General features: G+C 33.3%; 12 protein-coding genes and 1 tRNA gene. 9 read left to right on the forward strand and 4 right to left on the reverse strand.

The features are described 5' to 3' along the window. The first annotated feature begins 10 nt into the window (after nt 1-10). From ABD676_RS08480 to ABD676_RS08500, 5 genes are all read left to right on the forward strand, one after another. The gene (locus ABD676_RS08480; protein ID WP_344674194.1) at nt 11-2,830 is read left to right on the forward strand and encodes a tetratricopeptide repeat protein; all 2,820 of its coding nucleotides are present in this window, start codon (nt 11-13) and stop codon (nt 2,828-2,830) included. Between the two features lie 58 nt (nt 2,831-2,888). Next, nucleotides 2,889-4,943 carry a DUF4838 domain-containing protein gene (locus ABD676_RS08485; protein WP_344674195.1) on the forward strand — a complete coding sequence of 685 codons (2,055 nt, stop codon included), beginning with the start codon at nt 2,889-2,891 and terminating at the stop codon, nt 4,941-4,943. Between the two features lie 9 nt (nt 4,944-4,952). Then, nucleotides 4,953-5,468: a DUF1573 domain-containing protein gene (locus tag ABD676_RS08490; RefSeq protein WP_344674197.1), complete on the forward strand. Its 516-nt coding sequence runs from the start codon at nt 4,953-4,955 to the stop codon at nt 5,466-5,468. A gap of 41 nt (nt 5,469-5,509) precedes the next feature. Next, complete coding sequence (locus ABD676_RS08495; RefSeq protein ID WP_344674199.1) at nt 5,510-5,914, forward strand: helix-turn-helix domain-containing protein; 405 nt, start codon at nt 5,510-5,512, stop codon at nt 5,912-5,914. Nucleotides 5,915-6,116: 202 nt separating this feature from the next. Then, nucleotides 6,117-6,500, forward strand: a complete 384-nt coding sequence (locus ABD676_RS08500) for a YybH family protein (protein ID WP_344674201.1) — start codon at nt 6,117-6,119, stop codon at nt 6,498-6,500. A 93-nt stretch (nt 6,501-6,593) separates the two neighbouring features. Here ABD676_RS08500 and ABD676_RS08505 read toward each other — a convergent pair whose 3' ends face one another. The 4 genes from ABD676_RS08505 to ABD676_RS08520 all read right to left on the reverse strand — a co-directional run bounded on the left by ABD676_RS08505 (nt 6,594) and on the right by ABD676_RS08520 (nt 10,086). Further along, on the reverse strand, nt 6,594-7,328 hold the full coding sequence (locus ABD676_RS08505; protein ID WP_344674203.1) for a DKNYY domain-containing protein: 735 nt from the start codon (nt 7,326-7,328) through the stop codon (nt 6,594-6,596). A 168-nt stretch (nt 7,329-7,496) separates the two neighbouring features. Continuing rightward, nucleotides 7,497-8,522: a PDDEXK nuclease domain-containing protein gene (locus ABD676_RS08510; protein WP_344674204.1), complete on the reverse strand. Its 1,026-nt coding sequence runs from the start codon at nt 8,520-8,522 to the stop codon at nt 7,497-7,499. 570 nt (nt 8,523-9,092) lie between these two features. After that, nucleotides 9,093-9,177, reverse strand: a tRNA-Ser gene (locus ABD676_RS08515). A 246-nt stretch (nt 9,178-9,423) separates the two neighbouring features. Further along, the gene (locus ABD676_RS08520; protein WP_344674205.1) at nt 9,424-10,086 is read right to left on the reverse strand and encodes a DUF6266 family protein; all 663 of its coding nucleotides are present in this window, start codon (nt 10,084-10,086) and stop codon (nt 9,424-9,426) included. Between the two features lie 704 nt (nt 10,087-10,790). Here ABD676_RS08520 and ABD676_RS08525 point away from each other — a divergent pair. The 4 genes from ABD676_RS08525 to ABD676_RS08540 all read left to right on the forward strand — a co-directional run bounded on the left by ABD676_RS08525 (nt 10,791) and on the right by ABD676_RS08540 (nt 14,071). Beyond that, the gene (locus ABD676_RS08525) at nt 10,791-11,333 is read left to right on the forward strand and encodes a hypothetical protein (protein ID WP_344674206.1); all 543 of its coding nucleotides are present in this window, start codon (nt 10,791-10,793) and stop codon (nt 11,331-11,333) included. Nucleotides 11,334-11,416: 83 nt separating this feature from the next. Beyond that, on the forward strand, nt 11,417-12,520 hold the full coding sequence (locus tag ABD676_RS08530) for a serine hydrolase domain-containing protein (protein WP_344674207.1): 1,104 nt from the start codon (nt 11,417-11,419) through the stop codon (nt 12,518-12,520). A 10-nt stretch (nt 12,521-12,530) separates the two neighbouring features. Then, complete coding sequence (locus ABD676_RS08535; protein WP_344674209.1) at nt 12,531-13,391, forward strand: tetratricopeptide repeat protein; 861 nt, start codon at nt 12,531-12,533, stop codon at nt 13,389-13,391. 68 nt (nt 13,392-13,459) lie between these two features. Further along, complete coding sequence (locus ABD676_RS08540; RefSeq protein WP_344674211.1) at nt 13,460-14,071, forward strand: hypothetical protein; 612 nt, start codon at nt 13,460-13,462, stop codon at nt 14,069-14,071. The last annotated feature ends 2 nt before the right edge of the window (nt 14,072-14,073 follow it).

Raw genomic sequence — 14,073 nt, forward strand, 5'->3', positions numbered from 1 at the left:
TTTTAACGACATGAATCTTCTACAAAATAAATTGAAACGAAGAACCATTTTTTATGCCTTATTTACTTCATTATTTGTTGTAAATCAGTGTCCTCATGAACTAATGGCTCAACAAAAACTGCATATTTCTGATAAAAATAATGTAGTAAAAGAAATATCTGCTCTTTTTAAAAAGGGTGACCTTGAAGGTGCAAAACAAGTTATTGATAGGAACCTGGCAAAAACACCTAAGGATTCTGATCTTCGAATGTTCTTAGGAAAATATTACCTGCTTCGTAAGCATTATGATATGGCTAGGTATGAACTAAATAAAGCCGTAGAATATAATCCAGGAAATGTCGATGCCAAACAATTGCTTGTAACTGTAGAAACAGAGACGAAACGTTACTCTAGTGCCATTTGTTATGTCAATGAATTATTAGAAGTAAATCCTTATTGGCGAGGTCTATGGCGCAAAAAAATCGAATTATATAGGTTGCAAGGTAATAAGGTTGAAGCTGACAGGTTGCTTAAAAGGATTTCTCAGATTTTTCCTGATGATAGTGAAATTCAAACTGACATCGTTTACCAAGCGGAACTTTCGGCAAATACATTACGTAAGAACGGAAAAATTGATGATGCTATTGAAATTAATAAGCTATTGCTTCAAGAAAGACCTAATCAATTAGCTACATACCTTGATTTAATTAATTCTTACATTAAAACTGGTGATTATCCTGCTGCTCTGGCAACAACAGAAAGAGGATTGAATCATTTCCCTAATAATGGAGCTTTAATCGATAAAAAAATAAGCATACTTGATCATGAGAACCGTTATGATGAGATCTTGAGCCTCCTTCAACAGCATATGAAAATTGGGGGTTCTGCAGCATATAGTAGAAAATACAACTATTTTTTGGTTGAAGCTGCTCGATATGCCAAAGCAAATGATCCTGCGGTTCTATATGGCAAGATATTGGCCAATGATGCAGGAAACGAGGAAGCATTTCAATATGTCTTTAATTCTACTGTTGCTCAACAGCAGTATGATGAAGCCTTAGACATTTTACATCGATTTATGACTGTCCGAGGTAATAGTAAAGTCTTGTCATTAAAAGAATTGGATGTTTATAAGCTAAAAGGCGATAAAAATAAGATTAATCAAATTACGAAGTCCTTATTCCAAAGTTATCCTACTGATTCCGATATAAAAGCGGCCTATTTAAATGTTTTAACTGGTGAAATCCGTGATCATATGGCAAGCCAAGAGTATAAAGCAGCTTTTCCTAAATTGAATGAGGTTTTAAGACATGGTGATCCAGAGCAACAAGCATTTGCTTTGAATGGCTTGTACAATGCGTATTTCCAAACTGGTCAATTCTCCGATGCCCTAATTCTATTAAAGGAAAAAATTACACAAGATCCTTCCAATGACGACCTATACATCAAGTTAGCCGGAATTTATGAAAGACAACAACAATATGAGCAAGCTGCTGAAATATATGAACAATTATTTCTGAAGGTAGCTGAAGATAAGAAATCAAATTATTTGTCAGGATATCATGTATTGGTTCAGAAGATCATCAAGGAGGCAAATGAAGCTGGGCAATATGCATTAGCCTATGTTTGGTCGGAGCGATGGTTAAAACACGATCCAGCAAATAAAGATGCTTTAATGTATGCGGTTAATCTTTCATACCATTTGAAAGAATATTCTAAAATGTTAAACTACGCAAGGCACGCAAATAAAGTATATCCTAATGATATCCAATTTAAACTGAAATTATTAACAGCAAATATGCTAAATGGAGCAGCTGTTAAGGAAATGTATCATGCAGTTCAACAAGAAATAAACTTATATCCATTTAATGAACAGGTTCAACTTAGTTTTGTCCAATTTTCAAAGGATTATGCGCAACAGTTATTAAAAGAACGTTCAAATACGGAGTTAATCCAAGTCATGAACAGTGCATTGGTTTATCAACCTGCCGATAAGGAGATGAAGTATCTGAAAGGCCTAGCCTATGAAAATTTGCATCAATTCGATTCAGCCTATTTTTACCAACGTTATTATGAGCCTACCTACTTAGAGCAAGAGGATTTTAAAGCCCATTTGAATTACTTAAGCCAACGAGGATTGAAAAACCAAGTTGGATTATATCACCTTAGGACACGTTTTGGTGATATGAGCAATATACAGACTATTTCAACCTTTGAGTACAGTAGGTTATCTTCAACAGACACTTATACGGCTCGCTTTAATTATACAGGACGTGAGGAAGGAAAGGGAGTACAGGCACAATTAGAGTGGGGAAGAAACTGGTCGCCTAAATGGTCAAGCAGGCTAGACTTAGCTTACTCTAAGATGTTTTTTCCAAAGTTTGCTGCTCAAATTGCTTTATCGAGAACCCTAGAAAAGGAATGGGAAACTGAAGTGGCAGTAGGCTATCGTAAATTATATACGGAAGAAACGATGTTGAATGCAACCTTTGGAGTAACCAAAGAAATCAATTCCTTCCGACTAAATGCAAAATATACACAGTTTCTATTAGACGATATTATGTTATTTAATTTCGGTATTCAAGCTCGATATGCATTAAACTCACCAAAGAATTACGTAGTGGGAATGGCCAATATTGGTAATAGTCCTGATGTGGATATTATAAATTATCAATTCGTTAATTCATACTCCGTATTAAATGCAATGGTTGGTGCTGGTGCAGGTCGAATGATCTCTAAAAACCTTTCAATAGGCGTTTTAGGCACTTGGTATAACTTTGAGACCAATCCTTCTTATTCCCTTTATAGAAATTTATACAACCTGTATTTACAAGTCCATGTATCGTTTTAATTTCATATTGTCAATGTTGTTTCTCCTGCTATTAAGCTGTACTAATAGCTACAGCCAATTGGCTGCTGATGGCTATGTGATCCAAAATGAAGGTGATGCTAAAAGTGAGAAATGGGCTTCCTATTTATTTAATCATTTAAAGAAGAGAACTAAAGATAAATCAATATTGCAGCTAGCAGATACTGATGCAAATATTCCAAAAGGATATAAAAGCATTTATATTCATTTTGATGAAGATCTAGTTCATGACTATAGTATATCAAATTCAGGACAACGAATGATTATTACTGTAAAAAGTGATCAAGTTGCTATTTGGATGGTTTACCAATTAATTGATCGGATTGCTGAAGTTAATTCTAAATTCAATGCTTCGGATATTTCACCAGCATGGATAAATTTCCATGATCATCAGAAATCTTTTGATTTTTCTTATAGAGAACCGCATTACCAACCCAATACTGATTTGGATATAGCGGCTATATGGAATACAAATAACGTGGATGTCGATTGGGGAATCTGGGGTCATAATCTTTCTAGAATCATCAAAGATGATAAAGATGTATATGCCACCTACCAAGAGAAGTTAAATAAGAATCAATTTTGCTTTTCTAGTGATGGGTTATTTCATCAGTTGGAACACTATATTTTAAATGCTTATGGAAAAGGAAGGCATGATAAACCTACCTATTTCATGATTGCACCAAATGATAATCAAATAGCTTGTACATGTGACCGATGTACTGAATTAGGAAATAAGGAAGGTAATAGTACAGCAACGGTAGTCCATTTAATAAATAAATTAAGCGAGAAGTTTCCATTACATAAGTTTTTTACCATAGTATATGGACCTGTTAAAGAAGCTCCTGAACATGGATTAGCTGATAATGCTGGTGTATTTATCAGTACGATCGATATTCCAAAAGGCAAGCCACTTTCGGATGGGAAAGCCTTTAAAAGTTTTCAAAATTTATTGTATCAATGGAAGGGCAAGACAGACAATATCTTTCTTTGGGATTATGCATCTAATTTTGATGATTACTTAAGTCCTCAGCCTTCTTTACTTGCTTTGCAAAGCCAATTGAAAACCTATAAGTCTTTGGGAATAAATGGTCTTTTTTTAAATGCCAGTGGATATGATTACAGTAGTTTTGATGATGTGAAAAATTATGTTTCAGCAGCCTTGATGTTTGATTCAGAGCTATCTGTGAATGATCTTGTTAGAAGATATTTTAAACGCTTCTATCCAAAAACACATGAAGTATTATCGGAGTATTATCTACAATTGGAAAATCAGTCATTTAGTAATAAAAAAGGATATGAACTTTATGCAGCATTTTCTCAAATAGCAAAGACCTATTTAAGTATTGCTTCCTTTCAAGATTTTAACAAACATTTGGAGTCGATATATAAATCTGCAGGTGAAGATGAGCAATCTCGTCTTAGAAAATTACGTTTAGCACTACTTTATACTAATCTACAAATTGCATACTTCAACGGCCTTCAGAAAGATGGGGCATTTATGAAAAAAGGTAATCGAATTTCTGTTAAACAAGAAATTAACCAATTGCTTGATCGATTTGAAAGTGAGGCGAAAGCTACTGAAATTACGATTTACAAAGAGTCTGAAGGTTACATTTCAAATTATCTAAAAGATTGGCGATCATATTCTATCATAAATTCTAAAGTCAATCTGCTTAACCCTAAAACTTTAAAAGCAATTGGGCAAGTCCCTGTTTCGGCATCTGAAATAGAACAATTATCAAATAATATTTTGGGCTTTCCATCAGATTTTAATCAAGGCTGGGTTATTCGAAATCAAGAGACACATCTGCAGTTTAATGTGACTGATACTCATCCTAAAGAATTAGTTATTCGGCAATTAATCCATGAAAAACATCGATTTAGTACTATACAATCCATAATAGTTAAGCAGGATAATAAGATTCTACTTAAAAAAGAGTTCAAAACTGTTTCTAGTTCTCATGAAGTCATAGAAACAAGATTAAAACTACCAATCCTCCAAAAGGACCATGCTGTTGAATTAATCCTTATTCCAGCGAAAAATGAGAATCAGCGTATAGCTATCGATGAAATTCAAATCCTTAATTTATAAAAACAGCTTATGAAAAAGATACATATTTTGATTTGTTTATTAAGTGTTTCTCTTTTTGCATCATGTTTTGATCCAAAGAATGAAAAGACTCAAATTGAGGTGATTGATAATGATAGGCACTATTATCCAATTCAAACTGGACAACCATTAGATGTTGTGTTTAAGGTCAAAAATATCGGTTCACATCCCTTGATTATGACGGATATTATTACTTCTTGTGGTTGTTTGTTGATTAATAAATCGACAACTATGAATATTCCAGCGGGGGAAGAGGGGCTTGTTAGTTTAACATACAATAGCACTAAAAATGTAGGCTATGTAAAACATTGGATTGAAGTTTACGGAAATTTTAAAACTGCTGCAAAGGTAGAGCTTATTTTCGATGTCAATGTAGTACCAGATGCACTTTATAGCAAGGACTATGAAGAACTGCATCAGATGGAAAAAGAAAAAAATGGAAATATAAAAGACCTGGTTGATGGCAAAGCCAATAACAAAGGATATTATATGAGTTTTAGTGAATAACCTAATAATTAACAGATAAATAATCATTAATATTTTAAATTATGGAAAATATTATGCTAAGAGTGCCAAAAAAAGATTATATGAATCTTGAAACAGAAAAGAAAATTTTAAGAGCATTAGCAAATTGGGAGAATCAATTAGCTTATCTTAATCCTGCCTGCTCTATTGTGTCAACCGCAAAGGATATTGGTTGTAACTCAAAGTACCTTTCTTTTGTGGTTAATAAAAACAAAAATCTAGATTTCCCTAATTACATTAACAAATTACGATTAGCCTATTTAGATAATTATTTGAAAACGACGGAAGAGGCAAGGAATTTTAAATTAACGTATTTAGCTGCCATCTCTGGTTTTTCTTCATATGGTAAATTCGCTAAATCAATAAAAGATCATAAAGGATTGAATCCAACGCAATATATTGTGTTCTTCGATTCTCAAATTGCATAGCCATCGGGATATATATGCATTTAAATAAATCAATACCTTTAATGAGAGGTTGCATCGTATTATTATTTGCAGCCTCTTTTTATTTGGCTATATTGTTACATGCTTAATAATAATGCGTAATTTTCATTAATTGAATATTAAATGTCAATTTTATTAATTTAGTTATAATCACATAGTTACTATAAATTTTATTTTGATCCTTATGGAAATTATCAAAGCTCCAACGCAACCTGAAGATATGAACAATACATTTGCCAAGGCCTATAATTCAGGAAATGTTGACAATATAGATTTATTGTTTGAAATGGATGCTAAAGTTGTAACATATGATAAATCCATTATTTCAGGTCGAAATGAATATCATAAGGAACATCTTAACTTGTTGAAACTAGGAGGGAAGATGACCTCTGTTAATCAATCCTGTATCATATTTGAAGATATTGCCTTATTAAGTGCTGAATGGAAAATAAATACAAGGAATGAAGATGGTAGACCTATGGAGATTTCTGGGAAAAGTACTGAAGTGATTAGAAAGCAAAAGGATGGTACTTGGTTATATGTGATAGATAATCCTTTTGGGAATTAATTGGAAATTATAAATATTTGATAGATCCAAGTCTAGAGATTCTTTCCATTCTCTAATTCTTGAATCTGTTCGTTCATCAAATGCAACGCCTATCTAAATCTTCGTCCGTTTTCCAAATAAATATTGATAAGTATCATCATAGGCATAGCCCAGATTATCGATAACTTTAAAATGGAACTTATCTATGTTTTTGGTTTTAATAACTTTAAAATCTTTGCTGATGGTATTTACATAATATGCTTGATTTTTATCTATTGCATAAAAAGTATGATCTTGTTCCTGGTAATACTGATCAGTAAAGCATGCTTCTAAAAATTGGAATGACTCAGCATCAGCTTCTGGGACAATTTTATCCCTGAAATAGATATGGTTTTTATCTTTTGCAACGATTTTAACTTCTTCAGGATGAAGTACCTCGAATGTTTGTATATCAACGTCAGGAATTCGCTTATTGTAGCCAAAATAAACCTCATTTCCGACAGACTGATAATTGTATGATAATTCAATATATTCATTAAAATCATGAGGTAATTTCTCGTCATATAAATAAGCATTACCATTTGATGTAGCTTTTCCATTTTCAAAATCCACTATTTTAAAATTTGTTGGATCAGCATCCAATAAAACCATAAAGGTATTCATATAACTATCTAGATATACATGGTTCTTATCCTTGAAATAGTGAAAAGTAGATCCATTGCTTTCGATAATTTCAAAACTATCAAAATCAATGATGGAGTAAAACTTACGGTAGACTTCAGAATCAAAATGTAGTATAAACTTATGGTCGATGATAAAGAAGTGATGTCCTATAGCTTTTCTGCTCATACAATTCTCTTTTAAATTATTAATTCCTCTAGTTATTCTAATTTAAATAAAATACCCTTTTAAAGCGAATGACATGCTATTAGTTGGTTATAAAGAAGACAGATTAGGAGTAATTCTGATAAAGCCGATCTCTATTAATCAACTTGAATACTAAGTACAATTAGATTTTTAGGGAGTAAAGTGATTGTTTTTGGTCTTCCCATCATAACTTGCTAATTCTTTTTTCACTTCATCCACCAATTGTTTTTCTGTTGGCAAGTAAAGTTGGTATTGACTTGCAAAGATTTGTTTTTGGTTGTCGGGTAAAGTGAAGCGTACTACGGCGTCATTTTTATTAGCACAAAGAAGGATTCCTATTGTTTGGTTTTCATGAGGAAGTTTTTCTATACGGTCATAATAGTTTACATACATCTGCAATTGTCCGATATCCTGATGTGTCAATTTAGTGGTTTTGATTTCAATAATGGTAAAGCACTGTAATAAACGGTTGTAGAAAATCAAATCCACAAAAAACTCATCACCTTCTATATGGATTCGTTTTTGCCTTGCTACAAATGAAAAGCCGTTTCCCAATTCTAATAAGAAATCCTGAAGATGAGTTATAATAGCACTCTCTAAATCTTTTTCATAATAAGATGCGTCTTTTTTTAGTCCGAGGAACTCTAAAAACATGGGATCTTTAATGATTTCATTTGCATTAGATAGCTTCTTTTCCTTTTTGGCAACTGCTAATACACATTCTCTTTCGTTACTCATCAATAAGCGTTCATACAGATTACTATAAATCTGTCTTTCCAATTGGCGAACTGTCCAATTGTTCTTTATGGCTTCGGCTATGTAAAATTGTCTTTGATCGTCGGTGTCAATACTCAACAAGAGTTTGTATTGGCTCCAACTCAATTGTGCATACAGTGTATGCGCAATTGGGAAAGTGCGATAAAATTGCCTATATAGATTAATTTGCCTTTTGGAAAAACCACTGCCAAATTCCGGTTGCAATTGTTCGGAAAGGTATTTTATAAGGTATTTTCCATAATCTGCCCGATCTTTTCCTTCTTGTTCTTCTTCAAAAATACGTTTACCGATAAGCCAGTACATCAAGGTCCTTTGATGATCAACAGCGCGAATTGCCTTGTCTTTGGATTGAGCGATGATGGATTTTATATCTGTTATTATGGATTGGTTGATGTGCATATATTAACGTAAGAAATTGTTTAATTACTTTATAGGTAAATATAATAATTATATGGAACGTAAATAGCTTTGAAGGATTAATAAAGTGATAAGATTAGATTAATAGAAGGTTAAATATGATTTGATTTGATGAAGGGGAATTTTGATAAATTTTATTTGTAAAGAGGTTAGTAAGGAGAAGAGGGATTGATTTATTAAAGAGTTAAATGAAATGTGGTTTTTTGATGAGTTTTAAATGAATTGATATAGTTTATGAATTGCATGGGAATGGTGAGGGATTGGTTCAGCCGCACAGATTCCCGCACGCTACCCTGAACCCCCTCCGGGTCGAATTTTGGATAGTGCCAGGTTTGTGCCCATATTCTGAGTGAAATATCCCTCATCTTTCGATGAGTTTTTAATGAATTGATATAGTTTTTGAATTGAATGGATTAAGTGAGGGATTGGTTCAGCCGCACGGATTCCCGCACGCTACCCTGAACCCCCTCCGGGTCGAACCCCGGCCAGCGCAAGGTTCGAACCCTCACTCTACGCAAAAAATCCCTCATCTTTCGATGAAGGATTTTTGTGCGGAGAGTGAGGGATTCGAACCCCCGAACCTGTGACAGTTAACGGTTTTCAAGACCGCCGCATTCGACCACTCTGCCAACTCTCCGCGACAAAAGTAGAAATTTTTATAGTCCTACCAAAACTTATTTAATATTGTGTTGATAATGAGTTCAATTAATTTTAACACTATCTAAATTCAACTGTTTTAACACAGTTCTCAAAGAATAAACAACATTTCTCCATAACTTATTTCACCAAAATTAGCCCATAGAAATATTCAATAGCTGTATAAAGTCTTAATCGGATATTAATCCATTTATGTCTTATAAATTTTTATTCTTTTCCTTATAAATTATTCGGGTTTAAAACTGCCTAAATATATGTTTGAAGTAGTTTGACTATCGCCAAGTGTAGAAAAGAATGCTAAGTAAACATGAAATTTGCAAGGCTTTTGTTCATTCATATAGTTTACTTCGAGTTTTTCATTTGCTAAGTGTGCTGAATGCCAAAATATTTGTGGAAGAAATGTAAACTCTTTTTCTACATAAATAAGAACAACAGATTGAAACAAATTAGCTTTATATTTCTCGATGAAATTTAAATCTGTTTTCCAGCTTAGCCTGATTTTTTTATCACTCAAATTTACCTGCATCTTGGCATTTAAAGCTGGATTTTCTAAGCCTTTGCTAAACAAAAAGTTTTGCCATATTATTTGTTGCTTACCATCGATTAATTGAACCGATTCTTTTAAATTATAGGACATAGCAGCGTTATGGCAACTTCGTTTTTCAATATCCTTTTTAAATCCCAACTTAATCAGTGCATTGATTGGCCTTAATAATCGCTGTATTAAAGCAAATTTTTCACGGTGTAGACGTTGTCTTGCCGTGATTTTTCTTCTCTTAATCCGGGTTGGCATAGAACGGATATATACCATGTCTTTGCGTTGACAAATAACGACCGGTCCAATTTTCCCTGAATAACGTTCCAAATAACCTTTACTTAATGTAGCCATATTGCTTTGTTTTTAATTTTTACCAATATCTAAAAGTAAATGATTTTAAACAAAAGGTTGCATAGATTACTTTGTTTAACAAAAACTTATTTTATGATTAACAAGGAGAGGGTTTTTGTAATATTACATTAGCTTCGGTTTGTGAAAGATATTTAACGGTTTCTTACTTGGATTTGTTTTGATACACTAAAGGAATTTCTTGGGATTTGGGATGGATCTTTTTCGGATCTCGTTCGGTCGGAACCGAACGAGATCCGAAGGAGTTCCGAACAAGTTCCGAAGGAGATCCGATGCAGTATCGAAGAAAACTCCTAGAAAAACATTATGAGATAGGAGATCGCTACGCTGTTAAATATGAGATGTGAGACAGTTACGCTATTAGATGGTAGATAGGAGACTGCTTCGCTATTAGATGTGAGATAGGAGATCGTTTCGCTGTTAGATAGTAGATAGGAGATTGCTTTGTTATTAGAAATTATATGTTTAAGTATAATGGGTGAATTATGCTTCATCAGCTATTATTCATGAGTGTGGTTGGGTTACATTGATTATTAGAGTAATTTATTGATGAATTAATACATTTAATAATAGAGAAATGATGATTAGTGAATTTTTCTTTCATTAATAGAGACCATGATTTTTTTATCTTCTTATAGTACTCCAATGTAAATTTTATTTACCTTAATAGTTCTAATTTAATGCATATGGATATATCCTACATTTTACGGGAAGAGGACTATTTACAATTTAATCTTTACGTCGCAAGTAATTCTAAAGTTGTAAAAAGAAGACGGATATTGAGTCGATATGTTGTGCCTGCAGCTTATCTTATTTTTGCTTTAATTTCCTTTTACATGAATGCAATGATCATGGGTGTAATCTTTTTGATTTTTTCAATTCTTTGGGTTCTACTGTTTCCGGCATATGAGGTCAAAAAGTATGTTAAAGCCTATAAAAAGTATATTCAAAGTAATTTATCTCGGAGTTTAAATAACCAAGTGGAATTAAAGGTTAAGGATGATTTCATTTATTTAAATGATCATACAAGTGAACATAAGATAAGTATTGCAAGTTTATATGAATTGGTAGAATTACCGAGCATTTTTTTGCTAAGTTCTGATGTAGGTAGTGCAATTTTAATTCCTAAGGATCAGATTGATGTGTCCTTAGTAAAGCAAAATTTAATGGATCTTAGTAGAACCCATAAAATTCCATTGATTGAAAAATTGGATTGGAAGTGGCGTTAAATTATATGTATCATGATTAGCTTTTTATGTAAATTTAGATTTTTACTTTTTAAGAGATATAATTTATTACTAAAGCTATAATTATGATGCCGCTACGTGTTATTTTCCTCTACTCGCTTTTTATTCTAGTAGTTCTCAATTCTTGTAAGCTTTCCCGATTTGTGTATTATAATACAGCTAATATTACGGATTATAAGATTTTTCCTTCTCGAACTGCAAACAACTCCAATGAGCATTTTAATTTTCTAAATGCTAAACAAACCAAAGTACCTAAGAGCATTCAATATGCGAACCAGGATTATCCCTTTGAGGACTTTTTAAAAGAACAAAATACGGTAGCCTTCTTGGTTATTCAACGGGATAGTTTGCTGTACGAGCAATATTGGGATGGTTATACGGATTCCTCCATGATTGCTTCTTTTTCCATGGCAAAATCCATTACATCTATATTGATTGGATGTGCGATTGAAGATAAACTGATAGAATCTGTTGAAGAACCGATTACCCGTTATATTCCAGAATTGAAGGCCAATGGATTTGATGATGTCAAGATAAAGCATTTACTACAGATGACTTCCGGATTGGACTTTCGCGAGGGTTATATAAATCCGTTTGGGGAGGTTGCAAGCTTTTATTATGGGACGAATTTGACTAAGGCAATTGGAAAATTGAAATTAAAGCGAAAACCAGGAGAGGCATTTGAATATGTAAGCGGCAATACGCAGTTATTAGGTTTTGTATTGGATCGAGCATTAAAAGATCAGTCGATTACCAGCTATTTGGAAGAGAAATTATGGAAACCTATGGGCATGGAATATCCTGCTACATGGAGCCTGGATCGTAAGAATGGAATAGAAAAAACTTTCTGTTGTATAAATGCACGTGCTCGGGATTTTGCGAAATTAGGTAGGCTATATTTGAATAAGGGCAATTGGAATGGTAAACAGCTTGTTCCTGTGAATTGGGTAAAGGAATCAACCAAAGCAGAAATAAAAGAGGGTAGTGTGCCTTATTATCAATATCAATGGTGGTTGCCTTCCAATAATGGTGAGTTTATAGCGCAAGGTATTCTTGGACAATTTATTTATGTAAATCCGCAAAAAGATTTAATTATTGTAAGACTAGGAAAGAAGCAAGGTAAAGTGGATTGGTGGAAAGTATTTAGTAGTTTAGGACAGATTTACTAATGTATAAACAATGAGCAGCATTAAATACTTCATTTTAGGTTTAATAACTTTCTTCAATTTGGCTACCTATGGGCAGGAATTGAAATTTGACAAGAAGTTTTATGATGCATTGGACAAATGGGTTGTAATAGAAGGGATAGGTAATCCTCCTAAGCATATTTTGGGTTTTATTTATTTAGACCCTTCAGCTGGGATTTCATTTCGACATGAATCCAACCTATTCGTTTTGAATGATAAATTGGTAAAGGATAGTGTGAATAAAGAGGCTATGATTACAGCCAGACTTTCAGCGGGATTAGCCGATATAGCTGTTTTGTCTGATTTGCAGATTCAAACCTTAGGACTACCGAAGGAACCGAATTGGTTATCGGTTTATAAGGTCAATGAAGGGACTTCTGCTTATCAAGTTTCTAAGGGTTTGTGGCTTAATTCGGTAAATGCATCCCATTTGGCTCTTCCTATTCTTAAAGCTGTTTATGAAAAAGATCCAAAAGCTAAAGGATTGGAGTTTGAATTAGCTTATGCTTACAATCATGTTGGAAGTTTTTATAAGGCAATTATTATTTTGAATAAAGCAATTGAGGAGGAGCCGGATAATTTTTGGTATTATCGAGAGTTGGGTTTTGCATTAAAGCATTTGAATAATCTGAAAGAGGCGGACAAGGCTTATAAGCTAGGGATAAAACACAGCAATGATAAAATGCAAAATGCTGAAATGAGCATTAATATGTTGCAAAGCTATTTTCAGGTAAAAGATCGACCGAAATTTGATGAATGGAAAGTGATTTTTTTAAGACATGTTGAGGAGGGGTCTCAATTTCTTGAATACTTGAAATTTTTTGAGGATAACTGGGAAATGGAAAGGAAGTAATTTCCTAGTATAAACCCTTAAAACCTGCAATAAAATTGGTAAATTTATAAGATATAAAAACATACACTATGGAATTGATTAAACCGTTTACAAGTGCTAGCCAGGCCATTGATCTATTGGATAATGGTGGGAAATTCTACAATATATTCACGAAAGCTGATGATGATATTATTTCTCCATCTGAGGTTGGAAAATTGGCTGGTGTGACCTTTGAAAAACAAAAAGCTGTATTATATCTACAATTAGCCCTTTCTAAATTAACTAGTCGTGAGCAGTTAGAAGTTGAGGGACGTTTCGATGATACCTTAGCAGATAATTTTCAGAAGTACCACGCTCATGAATTGAATAGTGCAGAAGCTGTTCATGCAGAAAAAATCGCTAGCAATGTATTGGTTAAAGGTTCAGCTGTTAAACTGGAAGAAGAAGGATATGTCATTGGATATGTTCAAATTCCTATTGTAGATACCTTTACATTGATTCCTTTTTCGGAGTCATATACCGTATATGAATTGAAAACAGAAGGAAGCGATACTGGTATCTTGATTGCCCACAATAAAGATGTTGCCGAATTACCTGCAGGTCCTTTGACCATAGCTGGGGTTGTGAAAGAGTTTCAGCTAGAAGAAGGTGAATCCAGCCAAACGCAGAAATTTATTGAGGTTAACTATTATACGGATTAAGC

The organism is Sphingobacterium kyonggiense (assembly GCF_039536825.1).
Lineage (GTDB): Bacteria > Bacteroidota > Bacteroidia > Sphingobacteriales > Sphingobacteriaceae > Sphingobacterium > Sphingobacterium kyonggiense.

What these genes read in the sequence shown, in the direction of transcription:
- ABD676_RS08480 (WP_344674194.1), top strand. Translation starts at nt 11, where the DNA reads ATGAATCTTCTACAAAATAAATTGAAACGAAGAACCATTTTTTATGCC.
- ABD676_RS08490 (WP_344674197.1), top strand. Translation starts at nt 4,953, where the DNA reads ATGAAAAAGATACATATTTTGATTTGTTTATTAAGTGTTTCTCTTTTT.
- ABD676_RS08495 (WP_344674199.1), top strand. Translation starts at nt 5,510, where the DNA reads ATGGAAAATATTATGCTAAGAGTGCCAAAAAAAGATTATATGAATCTT.
- ABD676_RS08500 (WP_344674201.1), top strand. Translation starts at nt 6,117, where the DNA reads ATGGAAATTATCAAAGCTCCAACGCAACCTGAAGATATGAACAATACA.
- ABD676_RS08505 (WP_344674203.1), bottom strand. Translation starts at nt 7,328, where the DNA reads ATGAGCAGAAAAGCTATAGGACATCACTTCTTTATCATCGACCATAAG.
- ABD676_RS08510 (WP_344674204.1), bottom strand. Translation starts at nt 8,522, where the DNA reads ATGCACATCAACCAATCCATAATAACAGATATAAAATCCATCATCGCT.
- ABD676_RS08520 (WP_344674205.1), bottom strand. Translation starts at nt 10,086, where the DNA reads ATGGCTACATTAAGTAAAGGTTATTTGGAACGTTATTCAGGGAAAATT.
- ABD676_RS08525 (WP_344674206.1), top strand. Translation starts at nt 10,791, where the DNA reads ATGGATATATCCTACATTTTACGGGAAGAGGACTATTTACAATTTAAT.
- ABD676_RS08530 (WP_344674207.1), top strand. Translation starts at nt 11,417, where the DNA reads ATGATGCCGCTACGTGTTATTTTCCTCTACTCGCTTTTTATTCTAGTA.
- ABD676_RS08535 (WP_344674209.1), top strand. Translation starts at nt 12,531, where the DNA reads ATGAGCAGCATTAAATACTTCATTTTAGGTTTAATAACTTTCTTCAAT.
- ABD676_RS08540 (WP_344674211.1), top strand. Translation starts at nt 13,460, where the DNA reads ATGGAATTGATTAAACCGTTTACAAGTGCTAGCCAGGCCATTGATCTA.